17 protein-coding genes are annotated in these 16671 nt (G+C 45.8%); 7 read left to right on the top strand and 10 right to left on the bottom strand.

The annotated features are described in order from the left end of the window. Positions 1-107 precede the first annotated feature (107 nt). Complete coding sequence (locus tag CHH60_RS01225; protein WP_095357498.1) at positions 108-1262, top strand: glycosyltransferase family 61 protein; 1155 nt, start codon at positions 108-110, stop codon at positions 1260-1262. 297 nt (positions 1263-1559) lie between these two features. On the opposite strand, the gene atzF is transcribed toward CHH60_RS01225, so the two are convergent. From atzF to CHH60_RS01175, 10 genes are all read right to left on the bottom strand, one after another. Then, complete coding sequence (atzF, locus tag CHH60_RS01220; protein ID WP_095357497.1) at positions 1560-3314, bottom strand: allophanate hydrolase; 1755 nt, start codon at positions 3312-3314, stop codon at positions 1560-1562. A gap of 31 nt (positions 3315-3345) precedes the next feature. Further along, the gene (locus tag CHH60_RS01215; protein ID WP_095357496.1) at positions 3346-4953 is read right to left on the bottom strand and encodes a PucR family transcriptional regulator; all 1608 of its coding nucleotides are present in this window, start codon (positions 4951-4953) and stop codon (positions 3346-3348) included. A gap of 16 nt (positions 4954-4969) precedes the next feature. Then, positions 4970-5404: a cupin domain-containing protein gene (locus tag CHH60_RS01210; protein WP_095357495.1), complete on the bottom strand. Its 435-nt coding sequence runs from the start codon at positions 5402-5404 to the stop codon at positions 4970-4972. A gap of 41 nt (positions 5405-5445) precedes the next feature. After that, on the bottom strand, positions 5446-6519 hold the full coding sequence (locus CHH60_RS01205; RefSeq protein WP_095357494.1) for a ring-opening amidohydrolase: 1074 nt from the start codon (positions 6517-6519) through the stop codon (positions 5446-5448). Beyond that, entirely contained in the window at positions 6516-7268 is a 753-nt protein-coding gene (locus tag CHH60_RS01200; protein ID WP_095357493.1) for an ABC transporter permease, read from the bottom strand. Before CHH60_RS01200 ends, CHH60_RS01205 begins: the two co-directional genes overlap by 4 nt. Next, entirely contained in the window at positions 7265-8089 is an 825-nt protein-coding gene (locus CHH60_RS01195; protein ID WP_095357492.1) for an ABC transporter ATP-binding protein, read from the bottom strand. Before CHH60_RS01195 ends, CHH60_RS01200 begins: the two co-directional genes overlap by 4 nt. Positions 8090-8100: 11 nt before the next feature. Beyond that, positions 8101-9108, bottom strand: coding sequence for an ABC transporter substrate-binding protein (locus tag CHH60_RS01190; RefSeq protein ID WP_095357491.1), 1008 nt, complete (start codon positions 9106-9108; stop codon positions 8101-8103). Between the two features lie 48 nt (positions 9109-9156). Beyond that, the gene (biuH, locus tag CHH60_RS01185; RefSeq protein ID WP_176475925.1) at positions 9157-9840 is read right to left on the bottom strand and encodes a biuret amidohydrolase; all 684 of its coding nucleotides are present in this window, start codon (positions 9838-9840) and stop codon (positions 9157-9159) included. 339 nt (positions 9841-10179) lie between these two features. Then, positions 10180-10719, bottom strand: a complete 540-nt coding sequence (locus CHH60_RS01180) for a GNAT family N-acetyltransferase (protein ID WP_095357489.1) — start codon at positions 10717-10719, stop codon at positions 10180-10182. 218 nt (positions 10720-10937) lie between these two features. Next, on the bottom strand, positions 10938-12140 hold the full coding sequence (locus CHH60_RS01175) for a glycoside hydrolase family 5 protein (RefSeq protein ID WP_095357488.1): 1203 nt from the start codon (positions 12138-12140) through the stop codon (positions 10938-10940). A 445-nt stretch (positions 12141-12585) separates the two neighbouring features. On the opposite strand from CHH60_RS01175, the gene CHH60_RS01170 reads away from it, so the two are divergent. The 6 genes from CHH60_RS01170 (at position 12586) to CHH60_RS01145 (ending at position 16611) form a co-directional block, all read left to right on the top strand. After that, entirely contained in the window at positions 12586-12876 is a 291-nt protein-coding gene (locus CHH60_RS01170; RefSeq protein ID WP_095357487.1) for a hypothetical protein, read from the top strand. A gap of 156 nt (positions 12877-13032) precedes the next feature. Further along, entirely contained in the window at positions 13033-13536 is a 504-nt protein-coding gene (locus tag CHH60_RS01165; protein ID WP_095357486.1) for a DedA family protein, read from the top strand. Positions 13537-13589: 53 nt separating this feature from the next. Then, positions 13590-14156, top strand: a complete 567-nt coding sequence (locus tag CHH60_RS01160) for a class I SAM-dependent methyltransferase (protein ID WP_095357485.1) — start codon at positions 13590-13592, stop codon at positions 14154-14156. Between the two features lie 85 nt (positions 14157-14241). Further along, on the top strand, positions 14242-14922 hold the full coding sequence (locus tag CHH60_RS01155) for a response regulator transcription factor (RefSeq protein WP_095357484.1): 681 nt from the start codon (positions 14242-14244) through the stop codon (positions 14920-14922). After that, positions 14915-16015 (top strand): sensor histidine kinase, encoded by a 1101-nt coding sequence (locus tag CHH60_RS01150; RefSeq protein ID WP_255247759.1) that lies wholly within the window; start codon positions 14915-14917, stop codon positions 16013-16015. The genes CHH60_RS01155 and CHH60_RS01150 overlap by 8 nt, the downstream gene beginning before the upstream one ends. 26 nt (positions 16016-16041) lie before the next feature. Next, positions 16042-16611: a class I SAM-dependent methyltransferase gene (locus CHH60_RS01145; protein WP_095357483.1), complete on the top strand. Its 570-nt coding sequence runs from the start codon at positions 16042-16044 to the stop codon at positions 16609-16611. Positions 16612-16671: the final 60 nt, after the last annotated feature.

Here is a 16671-nt window from a genome sequence, read left to right as displayed (position 1 = left end):
ATGTAAATTGTACAGAAGAAAAAAAGGATATGATCAGCTCTAATCACTTTGAAGCCTGCATGCATAAATTAGCTTCATAGCAACCACATCATTATGGAGGGCTGAAAATGAATGACATATGTAATAATGCCAAATCGACACACACTAATTCAGATAAGTCCGGTTTCTACAGGGACATTTGGGAATGGAAGGCTTCCATCTCCTCCGTCAGTGATGATAAAGTCTCCCCTTTTGATCTTGGTGAAGCCGCTAAATACGAGATACCCAAAACCCTTGAAACGGAAATTCACCGTTATTTGATGCCCTATAGCGTTCATCCCGAAGGTGGGTATGTTGCATACATATCGAATGGGCGTGTTTGGGGAACATCAGGTTCTGTCCTGACGTCAGATGAAAAACTGATCTTCGACCTTTCTCCCGAATACGATGGAAGACTTAATAGAATGCTGACACTGGAAGAACACCCTGCTTTGTATCGGAGTAAGATACAGGAACTACATTATCTCCGTGGGACTTCTGCTGTTTTGACTTTTTGCGGGAGTCATAATTATTTTCATTGGTTATATGACGTGCTGCCTCGATTGGGTATGCTTCAAATTCTAAATGTTCCTTTTCAATCGCTTATCATGAATCCTAATCCTTCTGCATCGTTTGTGGAAGAAACGTTATTAATGTTTGGCGTATCGGAATCGTGCGTGATTCGTACTGGAGACAATCGGGAAATTCAGGCTGACCGCTTGGTCGTGCCTTCCCTAATGATGAATTCCCACTATCCGCCTTGGGCTACATCTGTCCTTCGCATGTTTATGCTACCTGGACGTGACACAACGCTTCATTCACCAGAACGCATTTTCATTTCCCGGAGCAAAGCCTCTGCACGACGGATAGCTAACGAGGGTGAAGTCATTCGGCTTTTGGAGGCGTATGGGTTTGTTTCGGTCTGTCTGGAGGATTGGAGCATTGCCCAGCAGGTTCAACTCTTTGCTTCCTCGAAAGCGATTGTTTCACCGCATGGAGCCGGGCTAGCCAATCTCGCTTTTTGCATGGAAGGCACCCTTGTCGTCGAAATTTTTCATATCCGGCATGTGGTACCTACTTACTGGATGATCAGCAACCATAACAAACTTGATTATTATATGATGTATGGGCAAGATGACGGAACGACGCCAGACCGTTTTTCAGGATTAGAGGACTTCACCGTGGATCTGAATCGACTGGAGCAAACGATTCGTATAGCTGGTCTGAATAAACTGGATACCTGAACAACCCTTCAGGTCCCTCAGAGCCACTCGTAACTAGTCGATAAGGATGCGGGTTCCTGGTTACTTAAAATAATAATAAAGGGCTACTGACCAAGAGAGTCAGTAGCCCTTTATTGAACTCGGGACATGTATCAGATCGATGATTATGGATGATGAATTTGCAATGTAACATCATAAACTTCATGTGACAGCATGAATGGGAAAGAATGTTATGCTCTCATAGGTGTTTTCTCTTGTTGCAATATTCGGTTCTTGGGATCGAAGGACGATCGTTTAAGCACCCCCGTCTTCTCCATGCTATGGTATGTTTCTCCAGCCTCCGTAAGCAGAGATATCCTCTGCTTCTTCTTCAGCATAGCCTTCGCATATAAATCCGGGTACTTCTGTCCCGTCTGCCAGTTCAATTTTCCCTATACCTAGCGGGGCCGGTATTAATGCAGCGAACGCTCCAAAAGAAGCGACAGGCATCTGCCACAATTCAAGCGTAAAACTGCTGCCGCCTGCCTTCTTCTTGAGCAATCCAGGCTTAGCCGGTATGCTAGGCAGCTTCACCATTTGATACTTCTCCGCGGTTTGCGACTCACCTATGAACTGACTCCCGCGCTCCAGCATTTGCTTCTCCAGTGGATAACCCCTCATGTGCAGGCCGCAGACGGCAACCAGCATTGTTTCTTGTCTGTTTGCTTCCAGAGGCGGCAAATTTACTTCAAGAAACGAGGCCGCAGCGTTTTCCATCAAGTGCTCATTTCCAGATAGCGAAAATAACGTTATTCCAAAGGGCATCTGAGACGCGGCATCCTCTGCCGGTACAGCCACCGCGCATAAATCCAGGAGATTGCAATGGTTCGTGTATCGTCCCATGTCCGAATTCGTGGTTATTGGGCCCGCTTCAACCTGCTCTCTCGTCCATGTGCCTCCGCAGGTCGGCATGACAAGCACCGCTTCCTTGAGAAGCTCGTTGCTCATCATTCGCAGCTCCTGAAGCTTATGCATCGCGGTAAATACGGAAGCTGCATCATATTTGTCTGATCCACCTGATCGCAAGACTTGTTCCGTCACCGGGAAAGTGACTCCTGGATTTGATTCGATGAATTCACCTACACTGGCCCAGCGCTCAGCTACCCAAGGTCCATCATATAGAAGTGCAGCAGCCTCCTCAAAGAGATCGTAATCGATATACGCGAGTGGAAGCTCCAACTGTTCGATCCTCTGGACGGCTGAATCCCATGCCTTGCTGTATTCCTCCGCCAACGGACCAAAAAACGTTAATGGTTTTTCAGGCAGATACAACTTTTTGGGAAGCTTATCGACCAATCGCGGTATTTCCTTGGACCACGGGTCTGATGATTCAACGCCTCGTAATTGCACATCGACAATCCTTGCTTCCTGTATAGAATGGGTAAATACAGTTACACAGTCCAGACTGGCACAAGCGGGAACGACACCTTTTGTCGACCAGGCTCCAAGACTCGGTTTATAGCCGATGAGACGGTTCAGCGCTGCAGGAACCCTTCCGGAGCCCGCTGTATCCGTGCCCAGGGCGAATGCCGCCTGCCCCCTCGCTACGGCTAAGGCAGATCCCGAACTGGACCCGCCGCTTATCCACTCAGCGCTCAGCGCGTTATGTGTCTCACCGTAAGGACTCCGGGTGCCTACAAGCCCGGTTGCAAATTGATCCATATTGGTTTTACCTACAGGAATCGCTCCGGCGTTTAACAATCGTTCTACAACTGCAGCATGCCTGTCTGGAACATATGCATATTCGGGACAGCCAGCTGTTGTTGGTGTGCCAGCCAAATCGATGTTGTCCTTAATGGCAAAGGGTACACCCCACAGCGGCAAGGAAGTATCCATTGTTTGGAGCCGATCCAAATACGGCTTGATCCTCTCCAGCACAGGCGGAGTGATCCAAATATTCATCCCTTCGTCCTCACGGGATCGGCGGATGATCTCTTCAATGACCTGCTCGGGCTTGAACTTCCCGTTCCCATATTGCGCTTGCAGCCAGTCTATTGTCAGTTCACACGGTATTTCCATATCCAACTTCCTCATCCGTCACCCCTCCTTGACGCGTACATATCAATCAGGCTGGTCTCATTTCATTCAGCTTCATCGCTAGATGCAGCTGCAGCACATCATCGCCATGGTCCATGCTGATCCCCAGCAATTCACACACCCGCTCTACACGATAGGAAACGGTATTATAATGGGTAAAAAGCTCCGCTGACGTCTTTTTCACATTACGATTATGCTTAAAGTATACCTTCAACGTTTCAAACAGCTGGGAATTATGCTTCGCATCATAGGCGAGCAAGGGCAGAATAAATCGATCGCGGTACTCCTGGACCTCCTCTGTATCAGGCAGATGGTATAAAAGCTGAAACACGCCTAGCTTCATATAGTCCACATAAGGTTCACGGTAATCGCAAATGGAGCTGATATGATGAATCTTTTTGGCATCGTTATAACTTTCGTACACCTTCTCCGCAGCTTCGGTTCGATTACCGATACAGAGAGAATAGCTCTCAGCAGGAAAAACCACCTTCATATCAGCGAGAATGGCTTCCATCGTCGCATTCCGAATCCCATGCATTTCTTCTGCGAAAAGAAGAACCAGCTCTCCCTCCAGTATGGTTGCCTGAAGCCCCACACATCTGGATTTGGTTCTCAATCTTTTAATCGCCTGCTGCATGGTCCTGATGCTAGGTTTGACGTTCAGAAATCGCACTAACGCGACATACCGCGTTTGATCATCATCAAGCGCATACCCGCACGCTTCCGCTCGCAGCCTCAAATCCTCAATAGTGACAATTCGGCCCGTAATCCAGTCCTGCAGAAACTGATCAACGTACTTCAGCTCTACTTCCCGCCTGGCGTTGGCGTTAATCATCTCGAGTCCTACCAAAACACCTACGCGATCAATCGTCAGCCGATCGACAACCGAGTGCTCCTGGTTCCATTCCAGCAGAACCAGCAAACACTTGTCGTATTGCTTGTCATTAACGGCTGATACATATACACGAATTCGACGCTCGCCTAGTGTTATGAAACTTACACCGAGGCTGCTCTCCTCCCGCAGACCGGACCACAGCATCGGATTATCTGCCTCCACAATCTCCTCTGCCTGGGGAGAGAGAAACAGATGATTGGAGTCATCAAGCAATACAATGGGATTGTTCAATATGCCATCCAGCGTTTGCAAAAATTCCTCTAAACCTTTCCCGTACAGGAGCTGTTGAGACAGCTTTTGAAAACGGCTTTGCAGCAGCGAAAGCTCTCTTGCCTCCTGCACAAGGACCCGCTCCATAATATCCCGGACAACATCCGAAAATACGGTCGCGGCCGGAAGCTCGAAAATTGGAAAGCCCAATTGGTCAGCCAGCTCGAGTGCACGGTCAGGAATATGATCGATGAATCGTTTGGTTTTGATCCCCAGCGCCGATACACCTTTCTCCACCAGCTGCGGTATGATATCCGCAATAGCCTCCGGCTGATCACGAAACGGAAATCCACTGGTAATCAGAAACTCCCCCGGGCGTACCCAATCGATCACATCGGGCACTTCCATCACGTTGACACGGTTAATCATTCGCTGCATGCCACTCGCTCCAGCCAAGACGACAGCTTCCTTAAAGTCGGGGATCAACAAAACATCACTGCACGTGAATCCTGCCTTCTTGTGATCTGCCATCTCCCATCCCGCCTGACTATTTCAATTTGGTGGAAAAGACATCTTCCACTAATGTCGTATTAAAAAAGGAGTTAACCGGAGCATTTTCTTCAACCGGCAAAAAAATACTGATCTGCTCTGTCGGCTGTACATCGTCATTGGCTACCGAATGAATAACGCCTGCCGGGACATGGAACGTATCTCCTGCCTGGTGGCTCTTCCATTCTCCATTGCACAGCAGTTTCACTTTACCTACCGTGATGTGAATGATTTCAGCTACATCATGATAGTGAGGCAGTACCTGACCGCCCACTCCAATCTTTTCCCACAAAACAGAGCTGGCACGAAACCCCATCTGATCCGCCTGTTCCGCAGACACAATCTCGCGGTGATACAGGTGAATGTGATTCGGCATTAATCCCCATTGCATGTCTTCTCCAGTGATAACCTCAGTTTTCTTGGCTGTAATCATCGTGTCATTCCTCCATTTGTTTTTTTATGGATGTATCCCGTCTAATCCCTGCGTTTAAAAACGACAGCCACTGGCCCGCCGCCTGCCGGCCCCTGATGTTCGGCTCCACCAGACACATAGATCATTGGATCACCACACACTGAAGCAAGCACACCTCCGACGACAGCTCGCGCATGTCTCGTATGGTTGATATCCGAATCATCAAGCATCGTATGCCGGTGACCCCGGATGAACCCGGTGGGATCAGCATCTGCCTTAGCCATTACCTGCACCATTTCAGCATCTGCATGAACATCCAGCAGGCGCTTGAGTGCTGGGGCGTCAATCGAATCTTTCATTACAGCATGGTCGATAAAATACGGACTTTCTGCAAAGTCGGAATTGCCGAAAACGATTACCTCACAATACGCCAGTTCGCTGCCAGCCGACGTGGAGGCTACCCTGCTGAACAGATGCCATGAATTGCAAATGTCCGTATCTTGAAGTCCAGCTCGTTCCACCTCGCCAAGAGCAACTGCCGCACCTAGTGCAGAGGCTCCTCGTGAATATCCCATGGATTTGTAGGTATCTTCTGTCACGGTGGTTTGAGATCTGCTCAAGGCATCATGCACGCCCTCGGACGTTAACAGCGGACACTTAATTTGCACAAAATGTACTTCTGCCGAGGATTCGATGCCAGCTTCCGCTATGGCTCGCTGAACGGCCGCAGCCACTTCGTCCACTTGAGCCAGCCTTCCAATCTCTTCGGGAAGAAAATCCCGTGTTTTTGCGACGCCAATGGCCAGCGATTTCTGATCTTGTCTCTGACCAACTTGGTTGTAAGCACCCTTGCGGCTAATCACTGTAAAGTGAGGGCTGAGTATGCCCTCGGTTCCTCCAGACATGACATAGGATATCGTAGAGGTTGATTCTTTTCGGTATTCGCCAAAAAATTGCTTTAACGCCAGCACAGCATAACCACGCGTAAAATCGTTTACGCAGCCATTGCCCTCTGTTTTGCCTAAGACTGCGACCACATCTTGAGGAACTATAATTCCCTCTAGGATGGCTTTCTCCATCGCAGCCGTATCGTTAGGCGAACGGCTTGGAATACGGTTCACAGTGCATCTCATCATAGGTCATCCGTCCTTTGCCAGAATATAATTCTTCTCTCAAGTAAGCTGATGGCCCAAAAGAGAACCAGTCCGCATAGTGCGGATGCAATAATTGCGGAGAACATCACAGGTGTATCCATATGGTATGAAGATACCAGGACGACATAGCCGAGCCCTTTGTTAGCGCCGACAAATTCACCAACAATGGCACCCACGATAGCCAGCGAGGTCGAGATTTTCAACGCAGAAAACACATAAGGCAAGCTTGCAGGCAGCCGTAATTTCCAGAAAATTTCCGACTTGGTGCCTTTATATGTGGAGAACAGCTCCCATGCCTCGTGCTCAATGGCTTTCAGACCCTTTACGCTGTTGACCAAAATAGGGAAGAAACAGATTAGCATGGAGGCTACAACCTTGGAGGAATATCCCGTGCCCATCCATACGACCAGAAGCGGAGCCAGAGCGACGAGCGGAGTCGTTTTGAGTGCAATCGCCAGCGGGAATACTCCTTTTTCAATGGGTTTGGAATGCACAAAAATTACAGCGGTAATCAATCCCAGGACATTGGCAAGCACGAAGCCTGCCAATGCTTCCAGCAGCGTGACCAGCATATGTGACCATAAGGAGCTGTCCATAACCGATAAGATGCCTGTGGGAGATGGAAGCAAATAAAGGGGTATGTCGAAAAGGCGTACAATGAGTTCCCATAATATAAGAAAGGCAACGGCGAATACGACAGGATACATGGCATCTTTGATCTTGGTTTTCATAGGTGTTTGACCCGCTTTCTTAACTCATTGACAGTCTGGTGGAAGGCCGGAAGTTCATCCATGCCAATCTCCCTCGGTGAAGGCAGCGGAACCGAAATAATATCCTCCACGCCGGCAGGCCTTGGTGACATCATGATCACGCGGTTGGATAGCAGCACGGATTCCTGAATCGAGTGGGTAACCATAACAACTGTACTTAGGCTCGTTTCGGGACTCTCCCATAGACGCAGCAGTTCGAAATTCAGCTTTTCTCTCGTAAATTCATCGAGTGCCCCAAAGGGCTCATCCATAAGCAATACTGTCGGATCTGCAGCGAGTGCCCTTGCAATCGCAATCCGCTGCTGCATGCCCCCGCTCAGCTGATGCGGAAAATGATTCATGAAATCCTGAAGTCCAACCAACCGCAGCGAGGATTCCGCTTTTTCCTTGATCTCTTTTTTGGTGAATTTCTTCTCTCCGATCGTGAGAGGCAGCGATATATTTTGGATTGCGGTTAGCCAGGGCATCAATACAGGCTTCTGAAACACCATGCCGAGCGAGAGATCCTTCGATGGATAGACGATCTCTCCTCCTGCATTGGGTTGAAGCAGATCGAGCATTAACCGGAGCAGCGTTGACTTCCCGCATCCGCTTGGGCCGAGGATTGAAACAAATTCATTTTTATAAATATCAATCGACACATTATTCAATACGTTGACGTCACCAAAGGATAAGGAGCAATTTTTCAACGTAACCGCGATGTCGCTTTTGGAAGAAATGGTTGTCTGTTGTTCATGCAGCCCTGAAGCTTCTTTCTCCAGACCACTGGCCGTTGTCAGCATAAAATCACACCCTATTCGATAAATTCGTTTGAAAATACGTCTTCAAGGTTTTGCTCTTCCTTCAAGAATTCCAGATCGATCAAGTTCTGCTGCAGCACGTCCCACGCCTCTGATTCCATCTTGCCGAGTGGAAGATTCTCGGGCTCCAGCAAAGGAATACTTGCGTTCATCATGCTCACCTCGTGATCAATGGTCAATTTATCCCCGTATTTCAAGCCAAATTCGGCAGCCTCTTCCGGGTTCTCAATAGCGTAGCTCCAGCCCTTCATGGAAGCTTGTACGAAGCTTTTCACCATTTCGGGATCACGCTCGATGATGTCCTCTGTCGTAAACAATGTATCTGCATAAAAGTTAATATCATAATCGTTTGGCTCAATAATATTGACTTCATTCCCCTGCTCCTGTACGGCGAGGACCTCATTGATGACATAACCTGGCCATGCCTTTACCTGTCCGCTGAGCAATGGGCTGAGATCATATTTTGCTGGCATTTCCTCCACCTTGGTTCCGTCTATACCCGCATTCTTCACCATTGCTCGGTAAGTCAGCTCTTCATTCCCTCCAAGCTTCACACCGATCTTCTGGCCGACCAGATCCTCCATTTTCGTGATCCCTGAATCCTTGAGACTAAATAGCACAAATGGCGTTTTTCTGTAAATGGCGGACAGCGCCTTCACGGGAACCCCTTTCTCCCTGGCCATCAGTATCTGATCTGCGCCCGTCACGCCGAATTGCTCCGCACCTGATGCAATCATCTGTACAGAAGGAAAATCAGCGCCGCCTGGTCTGATCTCAACATCCAAACCCGCTTCTTTGTAAAATCCCTTTTCTACGGCGGTATAGAAGCCAGCAAACTGTGCTTGATGAACCCATTTTAGACGCAGAACCACTTTTTTCAGTTCACCGGATTCTCCATCTCCTGATGCTGAACTAGGCACATCGTTCGACCCGCAAGCTGTTAGTGCGAGCAAACAAACCGACATTACGATAAGCAGTGACTTTCTGGACCATCTCCACATATGATTTCCTCCCGTGTTGTTGTTTTTCTATTGCTGTGGCGGTGTTACTTAAAAGGCTGCTAGCGCCTTTAAAACCTCGCTGGAGTTACTAACGCTGCCGAATACGCCTCCCTGCATTTTGACCATCTGGAGCGCTGCATGATGATTATCAGGGTCGGTTGCTCCCGTGCAGTCTTCCAGAATCAGACATTCATATCCTCTGTCGTTGGCTTCACGCATGGTTGTGTGCACACAAACATCCGTTGTAATTCCCGTCAAGATCAGATGAGTGATGCCTTTATTCTTCAGGATCAGATCCAGGTCTGTGGCATAAAAACTGCCTTTACCCGGCTTATCAATGATCGATTCACCTTCGATGGGAGCAAGCTCATCAATAATCTGCCAGCCCGGTTCACCTCGAACCAAAATGCGTCCCGCGGGTCCCGATGAGCCGATTTCTGCCCCGATCTGCTTGCTGCGCCAACGTTTGTTTGCAGGCAGATCGGATAGGTCCGGTTTATGTCCCTCTCTCGTGTGAATGACGTGAAAGTCTTCTATCTGCCTGACCCGGTGCAAGAGCTTTCGAATAGGCTCAATGGGTTTGGCCGTCAGGGACAAGTCATACCCCATCTGTTCCACATAACCGCCTTTGCCGCAAAAATCGATTTGCATATCAATAATGACTAATGCGGTTTTACCGGGATCGATGCTCCCGTCATAAGGCCAATTGTAAGGTGCTGCTGTAATTTGCATTGATATTCTCCTTTCAGAACAGAGATTGAGATCCCTGTGTTGATTAAATTAGATGTAATATAACCTGACTCATTCCTTCATTTATTCTTCTTGTGTCATATTATATTACGAAGGTTTCTGGATGTCTTTGTAGTTTTCCATAAAAAAGATTCATTATTTTTTGTTGTTTTTCACAATCATTCAATTCATGTGTTATAAATTATCACATAACATTTTTCCCCTGGCCTAAAGAGCAACATAAAAAAAAGCCGCTGATTCAGCGACTCTCCATTGGTATGCATTGCTATGATGAACACCTATCTATGACCTTATATAGCATTCATAAAGTTTACTGTGCAGTTATGTAGCCACTCCCTGGTTCAGGATCATACTGTATTCGATAAAGTCGATCCGTTCCACGCGATACAGATCATAGATCTGCTCCCCGGCATTGATGAATCCGTATAATTCATCATGCGAATCATTGGCCAGTTTTACATAGGACAGTTTTTGTGCAGCTTTGCTCGACCGGATATTTTGTTTGCGAATCTTCAAAAATACCGTTTCTATGGCATGTTCGAGAAATAGTTCACTCAAAAAGACGGATTTCGCCCGTTGACTGTATCCGTTACCGAAGTAAGGTGCTCCAATCCATGTGGCCAGAAACCCTGTATGGTTTACGATATGATATAAATCAATGGTTCCAATGGGCAGGCCCGCTTCGTTTAGAATTGTACGAGAAATCGTGGTTTTCTGTTCTTCCTCGTCCATCAACTGTTTGGTCAGGAATAAATATTCCTCAGGTGAATGACATTGGTAACGAACATAAGGTGACACTGAGGGGTCGTTCAATAAGCTGTACAGTGCGTGGCATTCATGCAAATCGCGTTTTTTTAACATTCTGTCTACCACCTAGTCCTTTTAGTTCGCTATATAAGCAAATTAAGTATATAAAAGGTATTGTGGAGTTTAATGAATTCTGTATGTGGCTTATGTAAAATTCATTTGGCAACATGGTATTTGTGTTTGAACGATACCGAACGAGTCATAGATAAAAAAAGGCATGTCCTTTCTTGTGAGAGGACATGCCTTTCGTACGAATTAAACGCATGATTAGATCACTGCATACCTTGCATGATGGCATTAATAATCCCTTGCTGGGTAACCGTATTGTTTGAGCGGTTAAACAAAGCGAAACCATGCTGACCGTTATGGCCATTGTCCCAATACACCGGCACGGCCCCGTACTTCTTGGCAGTTGCCGTTACCGCCTTGGCATAAGCTTGACGATAAACGTTATTGGTGGAGTCATACGTCGTTTTGTCGATGGATCCGAATTCTCCAATGACAACCGGATAGCCCTGCGTTACAAACTTATCGTACATCGATTTGAACTGTGCATTCAGATAGTCTTCCTGACCCCAGGTTGATTTCTTCGAAGGATTTGTTGCCGCTGCGCCCCACTGCGTGATATTTCCGTTCTCCTCACCAGCAAAATCCCACGGAGAGTAGTAATGTGCAGAGATCATAATTCTCTTCTGAGAGCTCGGGATTGCCGAGGATCTGAAGTTATCTGTAGGAAGAGCAAAGCCATAATTGCCCACCGAATAGTCAATATTGGTGTTCCAGCCTGGAATCAGTAGCCATCTGGCGTTGTTGTTGCCCCCAGTCTGCCGGACCGTGTCCACAAAAATTTGATTATAGGCGTTCAAGTTAGCATAGTATGCCGCATTCGGATTGCCGTAATTTCCGTCGAACACTTCGTTCATCGATTCGAAAATGAGACGCTCATTATAATTGCTGAACTTGGTAGCAATCTGCTGCCACACCTTTTGGTATTTCTCTTTAATTGCAGCCTGATTGCTGCCATTCACAAGAAGCCATCCGCCCGGGATGGAATTATACCCATCTCCATGAATGTTAATGACGACATATAAACCTTCATTATATGCATAATCAACCACGGTTTGGACTCGATTCAACCACGCAGCGTTAATCGTGTAATTGGGAGCGCTTCCAATATGATTGAAATAGGATACAGGAATGCGGATTGTCTTGAAACCTGCTGCCTTTACCTTTTTAATCAACTCTGGAGTAACGACAGGATTGCCCCAAGCCGTTTCACTAGGGACGCCATTCACTGTTGCTTCAAGCTGGTTCCCCAGATTCCATCCTGCACCCATCTCCGATACGATCTGTGAAGCGTTCAATGATCTGAAATCCGCTGCCGCTGCTTTAGTACTCCACCCGGTCAATGCCGCAGCCGCAAACAATACAAGTGCCAAACTGCAAACGCCATATTTCTTCATTTGTTTGAGCATAACCAAACCTCCGCTTATTTTTCATTTTTACAAGCAGTGCCGTTACTCTCTTTATACCAATTGAATGAATCGAGAAGATATCCCTCCCTTCTATATCGATCACACCAATGAAATGGTCGCCTATCATCAACAGAATAACACAAAAATGGAAAATAAAGAACAATATTCTCTATGGAATCTTCGACGTAAAAATTTGTCCCAATCTCGGGTATATCCCGTCATACTTAGAAATTCTTTAGAAATATCCTACCCATATATTCAGAGTTTTGCTCTATCATTGCCATGACTATTTACCAATTAAACATACCATTCAACTTTTTTCGGAGTGATGTAGACATTGAAGGATTATTGGCTTTTGCAACAATTTCAGCTATTTCTCGCCTACCTATTTCCTATAATATTCACATGTTTTTTCGTTTTATTATGCGGTTTGGTGACTTGGCGCATGGTTAGGGATATCGCGGCTTTGGAAAGTACTGTACACCTTATTTCGGAAGAATTGGATCAATTCCAGGAACTGGTGACACAGACGCATAAGGACGACAGCGCCAATTGGAGATGGCTTGGAGGTTTAACGAATGATGTGGTTATTGCTTTGGAAGAATTGATCAGGAACATCGAGCTAATCCAATCGGTATCCTACGAATACAAGGAAGAATACATCCAGCTCGTACACGAAGCATATGCAGCAGCATACCAATTGCGAGAATTACTCCATGACGAACGTTTCTATTAAAAGTCTTGCCAACCTTTTGGCAAGGCTTTTTAGGTTGAATGAAGATATGTTGTTGGCTTATTTAAATAATCTTTAGATTTTCTTTAGAAATATACTCATGAATTCCTTAGTTTATTTCATTATGATTTTGCTATCGACAAGCGAGGAGGTAAAACCATGGTCAGTAATACAATCTTAGAGCTGCTTCATCAGTATGGATATCTGATTTTTTATTTTGCCTTCTCCCTTGGTCCGTTCGGAATTCCCATTCCGAATGAGATCACGATTATCAGCGGGGCCATCCTGAGCCACACCGGTGCAATCGATGCCGGAATCACTTACTTCTGTATTTTATCCGGACTTTTAACAGCGATCACTGTCGCCTATGCTGCAGGTAAATTGTACGGCGCGAAGAACCTACGCCGATTTCAACATAATAAACATTTTATCAAAGCCGAACGAATGCTGAATCAACGGGGCCATTGGGCGATGTCGATCGGTTTGTTTATTCCAGTCGTACGATATGTTCTTCCTCTGGTGATCGGGCTGAGCGGAGTACATTTCAGAAGATTTGCAATGATATCCTATTCCAGTGCTCTACTCTGGACCTTAACGTATTTTGCTGCAGGCATCTACTTTGGAGATCCCCTTCTGTCTGTGCTTCAGTTATTACGCTTTTGAGTCCGTCTTGTATTTGCAAAATTCGATATGAAACCCATGGAGGAACTTAATTCATGAATTCCAATGAGACAATTTTGTTTTTGAAAAGCTTTGTAAAGAATCCCAAACATGTAGGTAGTGTCATACCAAGCTCTCGTTTTCTGGCGAGCAAAATGGTTAGTCATGCACCCTGGCCTGAATTCCAGGCCATCGCTGAGCTCGGAGCAGGCACAGGGGCCATCACCCGTTATATTGAAAAACAGGTACAGGATTCTACCAACGTAATCGTGTTTGAGTCGAATCAGATTATGAGGACCAATTTACAAAAGGCATTTCCCACATTCTCCTTCTATCCGAATGCTGCTCAATTAGTAGATTCGATGAAGCAAGAAGGCATTCAGCAACTCGATTGTATCTTTAGCGGATTGCCGTTTTTCAATTTTGAACCTGAGCTCCGAAACACGTTCGTAGACCAAATCGATCTGGCTCTCAAACCTGGAGGTTTATTCATCGCCTTTCAATATTCACTTCAGATGAAGAAGACACTTTCCAAACATTTTGTCATCGAGAACATCGATATCGTGCCTTTGAATATGCCTCCTGCGTTTGTTTATGTCTGTCGCAAAAAGGAAACAATTTAAACATTCTGGACGATGGATTACACTAATAGATGTCACAAATTCATTATATTGATTTATAGACTGGACTTAAAAAGGAGCTAGATTTATGAACACCGTACTTGTTGTCGATGATGAACCCGATATCCGAGATGTCATTCATGTCTATTTACGTAACGAAGGATATCACGTCATTGAAGCAGCCGATGGTCTGGAAGCACTTCAAATTATAAAAACAACATCGGTTCAACTCGTCATTCTGGATGTTATGATGCCCGTCTTGGACGGAATTCAAGCCTGTCTTAAAATTCGCGAAGTATCCAACACTCCGATCATCATGCTGTCGGCCAAAGAAGAAGATATTGATAAAATCACTGGCCTGACTACCGGAGCTGACGACTATATGGTTAAACCATTTAATCCATTGGAATTGCTCGCTCGTGTCAGGGCCCAGCTGCGGCGTCAAACCCTGATTGGAAAAGCAGAATACAATTCTCTGATCCTTATCAAAGATCTTGTCATCGATAAAAGTAAACATTCCGTGAAGTTGAAAGAAAACGAAATTTCGCTAACGCCGCTGGAGTTTTCGATCCTTGAGCTGCTTGCCAGCCACCCCGGACAGGTATTCAGCTCCGAGAAGATATACGAAACCGTGTGGAAAGAACCTTACGGGTATTCGGATAATACCGTTATGGTCCACATTCGTAATCTGCGCGAGAAGCTGGAAGCGAACCCAAGAGAGCCTCAATATATTAAAACGGTATGGGGAGTAGGTTACAAAGTTGACTAAACCGCAATCCAAGCAAACGAAAAAGATACAGCTTCACATCCTCAATCGATTGGTGATCAGTTTTGTTATTTCAATAGTTGGTTCGGTGTGCGTGAATAATGTTCTTATTATGACGGTTTCCAAAATCAGTGATGGGTTAGAATGGCACTGGCTTCTTACCTTTTTCCCTTATTTCATTACGCCTATTTTTATATTGATCTTTACATTCACTTTTTTGATTGCCACGCGAAAAATTGGCAGAGATCTGGTCTCCTTGGAACAAGGTCTTCAATTCATATCGGAGGGGCATCTGGATTATCGGGTAGCCGTTAATCGTCAAGACGAATTGGGACGGGTCGCTACCAACATTAATCTCATGACGGAGCAGCTGCAGCAACAGATTATGAAGGAACGTGAATTGGAAAAATCCAAAATGGACTTAATCACAGGCATCTCGCATGACCTGCGTACGCCTCTTACGAGTATTATTGGCTATATTGAACTTCTACGAACCAATTCCTTTCAAGACGAGGCGGAATATACACGATTCGTAGAGAACACCTATAACAAAGCGACGCACTTGAAAAAATTGCTGGATGATCTATTTGAGTATACTCGCCTTACCTCCGTCGATACCCAATTGGATCTGAGAAAAATTGATCTATTTCAACTTTTAGACCAGATGTTATTCGAATTTGAACCTCTCGCCATGGAAAATGGCATCCACATCGAGAAAGATATCGGTGATTCACCAATGATGACCTATATCGACAGTGATAAAATGGCTCGTGCCATCGATAATCTGTTGATGAATGCCCTGAAGTATTCCTTCAAACCGGGTACGATTCATATCCGGATGACCATGCAGCCTGAACATGTAATCATTGAAGTTGAAAATAAAGGAACTCCCCTAACGGCAGAACAGATGGACAAGCTGTTTGACCGGTTTTATAAGGTGGATTATTCAAGAAGCAGCGAAGGCATTCAATCGGGATCTGGGCTCGGCCTTTCGATTGCGAGAAATATTGCAGAGCTGCATCATGGCACCCTAACCCTTCAGCATGAGGATAATGTGTTTAAGTTTCGGCTAAGGCTGCCTTCCGGCATCCGGTAGATTTTACAACAATGGAGGATTAATGATTGAAAATACCCAACTTTCTTCTTTTTCTGCTAGCTTTCCTCAAGAATCCGAAAAGAGTAGGAAGCATCTTCCCCAGTTCAGCATTTCTGGCACGTAAAATTGTTCAGTCTGTGTATTGGAATGATGTTCGAGCCATAGCAGAGCTTGGGGCAGGAACGGGTGCTATAACACGCATCATGGAAGCTAATTTACCGAGCTCTGCAGCAGTACTTTTATTTGAAAGAGACCGAAGAATGCGGAAAGCTCTAAAAAAGGAATACCCTCATTTCAAGCTTGCTTCCAATGCCTCCTCTTTAGTCAAGAAAATGAATCAGGAGCAGATCCAACAGTTGGATTGCATTATTTGCGGATTACCTTTTTTTAATTTTTCCAAGACAATGAGAGATCACATTCTTGCTCAAATATCACAAGCTCTCCGGCCAGGAGGCATGTTGGTCTTATATCAGTACTCACTTCATATGAAGCAACTACTGGCTGAAGAGCTGATTATTGAGAACACCCAATTTGTCACCAGGAATTTCCCACCTGTCTTCGTGTATACATGCCGTAAGAAAGACAATGATGACTGAAATCTACAGTGCTTACCTGAATTAAAATCTCCCATGACTTCATCAGCATTATGTTCTATA

Source organism: Paenibacillus sp. 7523-1 (assembly GCF_002276415.1).
GTDB classification, from domain to species: Bacteria; Bacillota; Bacilli; order Paenibacillales; family Paenibacillaceae; genus Paenibacillus; species Paenibacillus illinoisensis_A.
Note: the sequence above shows the minus strand (reverse complement) of the source record. Positions and strands in the feature narration are given on the sequence as shown.

Coding starts and splice junctions, on each gene's coding strand:
- CHH60_RS01225 (WP_095357498.1), top strand. CDS start 108: ATGAATGACATATGTAATAATGCCAAATCGACACACACTAATTCAGAT.
- atzF (WP_095357497.1), bottom strand. CDS start 3,314: ATGAGGAAGTTGGATATGGAAATACCGTGTGAACTGACAATAGACTGG.
- CHH60_RS01215 (WP_095357496.1), bottom strand. CDS start 4,953: ATGGCAGATCACAAGAAGGCAGGATTCACGTGCAGTGATGTTTTGTTG.
- CHH60_RS01210 (WP_095357495.1), bottom strand. CDS start 5,404: ATGATTACAGCCAAGAAAACTGAGGTTATCACTGGAGAAGACATGCAA.
- CHH60_RS01205 (WP_095357494.1), bottom strand. CDS start 6,519: ATGATGAGATGCACTGTGAACCGTATTCCAAGCCGTTCGCCTAACGAT.
- CHH60_RS01200 (WP_095357493.1), bottom strand. CDS start 7,268: ATGAAAACCAAGATCAAAGATGCCATGTATCCTGTCGTATTCGCCGTT.
- CHH60_RS01195 (WP_095357492.1), bottom strand. CDS start 8,089: ATGCTGACAACGGCCAGTGGTCTGGAGAAAGAAGCTTCAGGGCTGCAT.
- CHH60_RS01190 (WP_095357491.1), bottom strand. CDS start 9,108: ATGTGGAGATGGTCCAGAAAGTCACTGCTTATCGTAATGTCGGTTTGT.
- biuH (WP_176475925.1), bottom strand. CDS start 9,840: ATGCAAATTACAGCAGCACCTTACAATTGGCCTTATGACGGGAGCATC.
- CHH60_RS01180 (WP_095357489.1), bottom strand. CDS start 10,719: ATGTTAAAAAAACGCGATTTGCATGAATGCCACGCACTGTACAGCTTA.
- CHH60_RS01175 (WP_095357488.1), bottom strand. CDS start 12,140: ATGCTCAAACAAATGAAGAAATATGGCGTTTGCAGTTTGGCACTTGTA.
- CHH60_RS01170 (WP_095357487.1), top strand. CDS start 12,586: ATGGTTAGGGATATCGCGGCTTTGGAAAGTACTGTACACCTTATTTCG.
- CHH60_RS01165 (WP_095357486.1), top strand. CDS start 13,033: ATGGTCAGTAATACAATCTTAGAGCTGCTTCATCAGTATGGATATCTG.
- CHH60_RS01160 (WP_095357485.1), top strand. CDS start 13,590: ATGAATTCCAATGAGACAATTTTGTTTTTGAAAAGCTTTGTAAAGAAT.
- CHH60_RS01155 (WP_095357484.1), top strand. CDS start 14,242: ATGAACACCGTACTTGTTGTCGATGATGAACCCGATATCCGAGATGTC.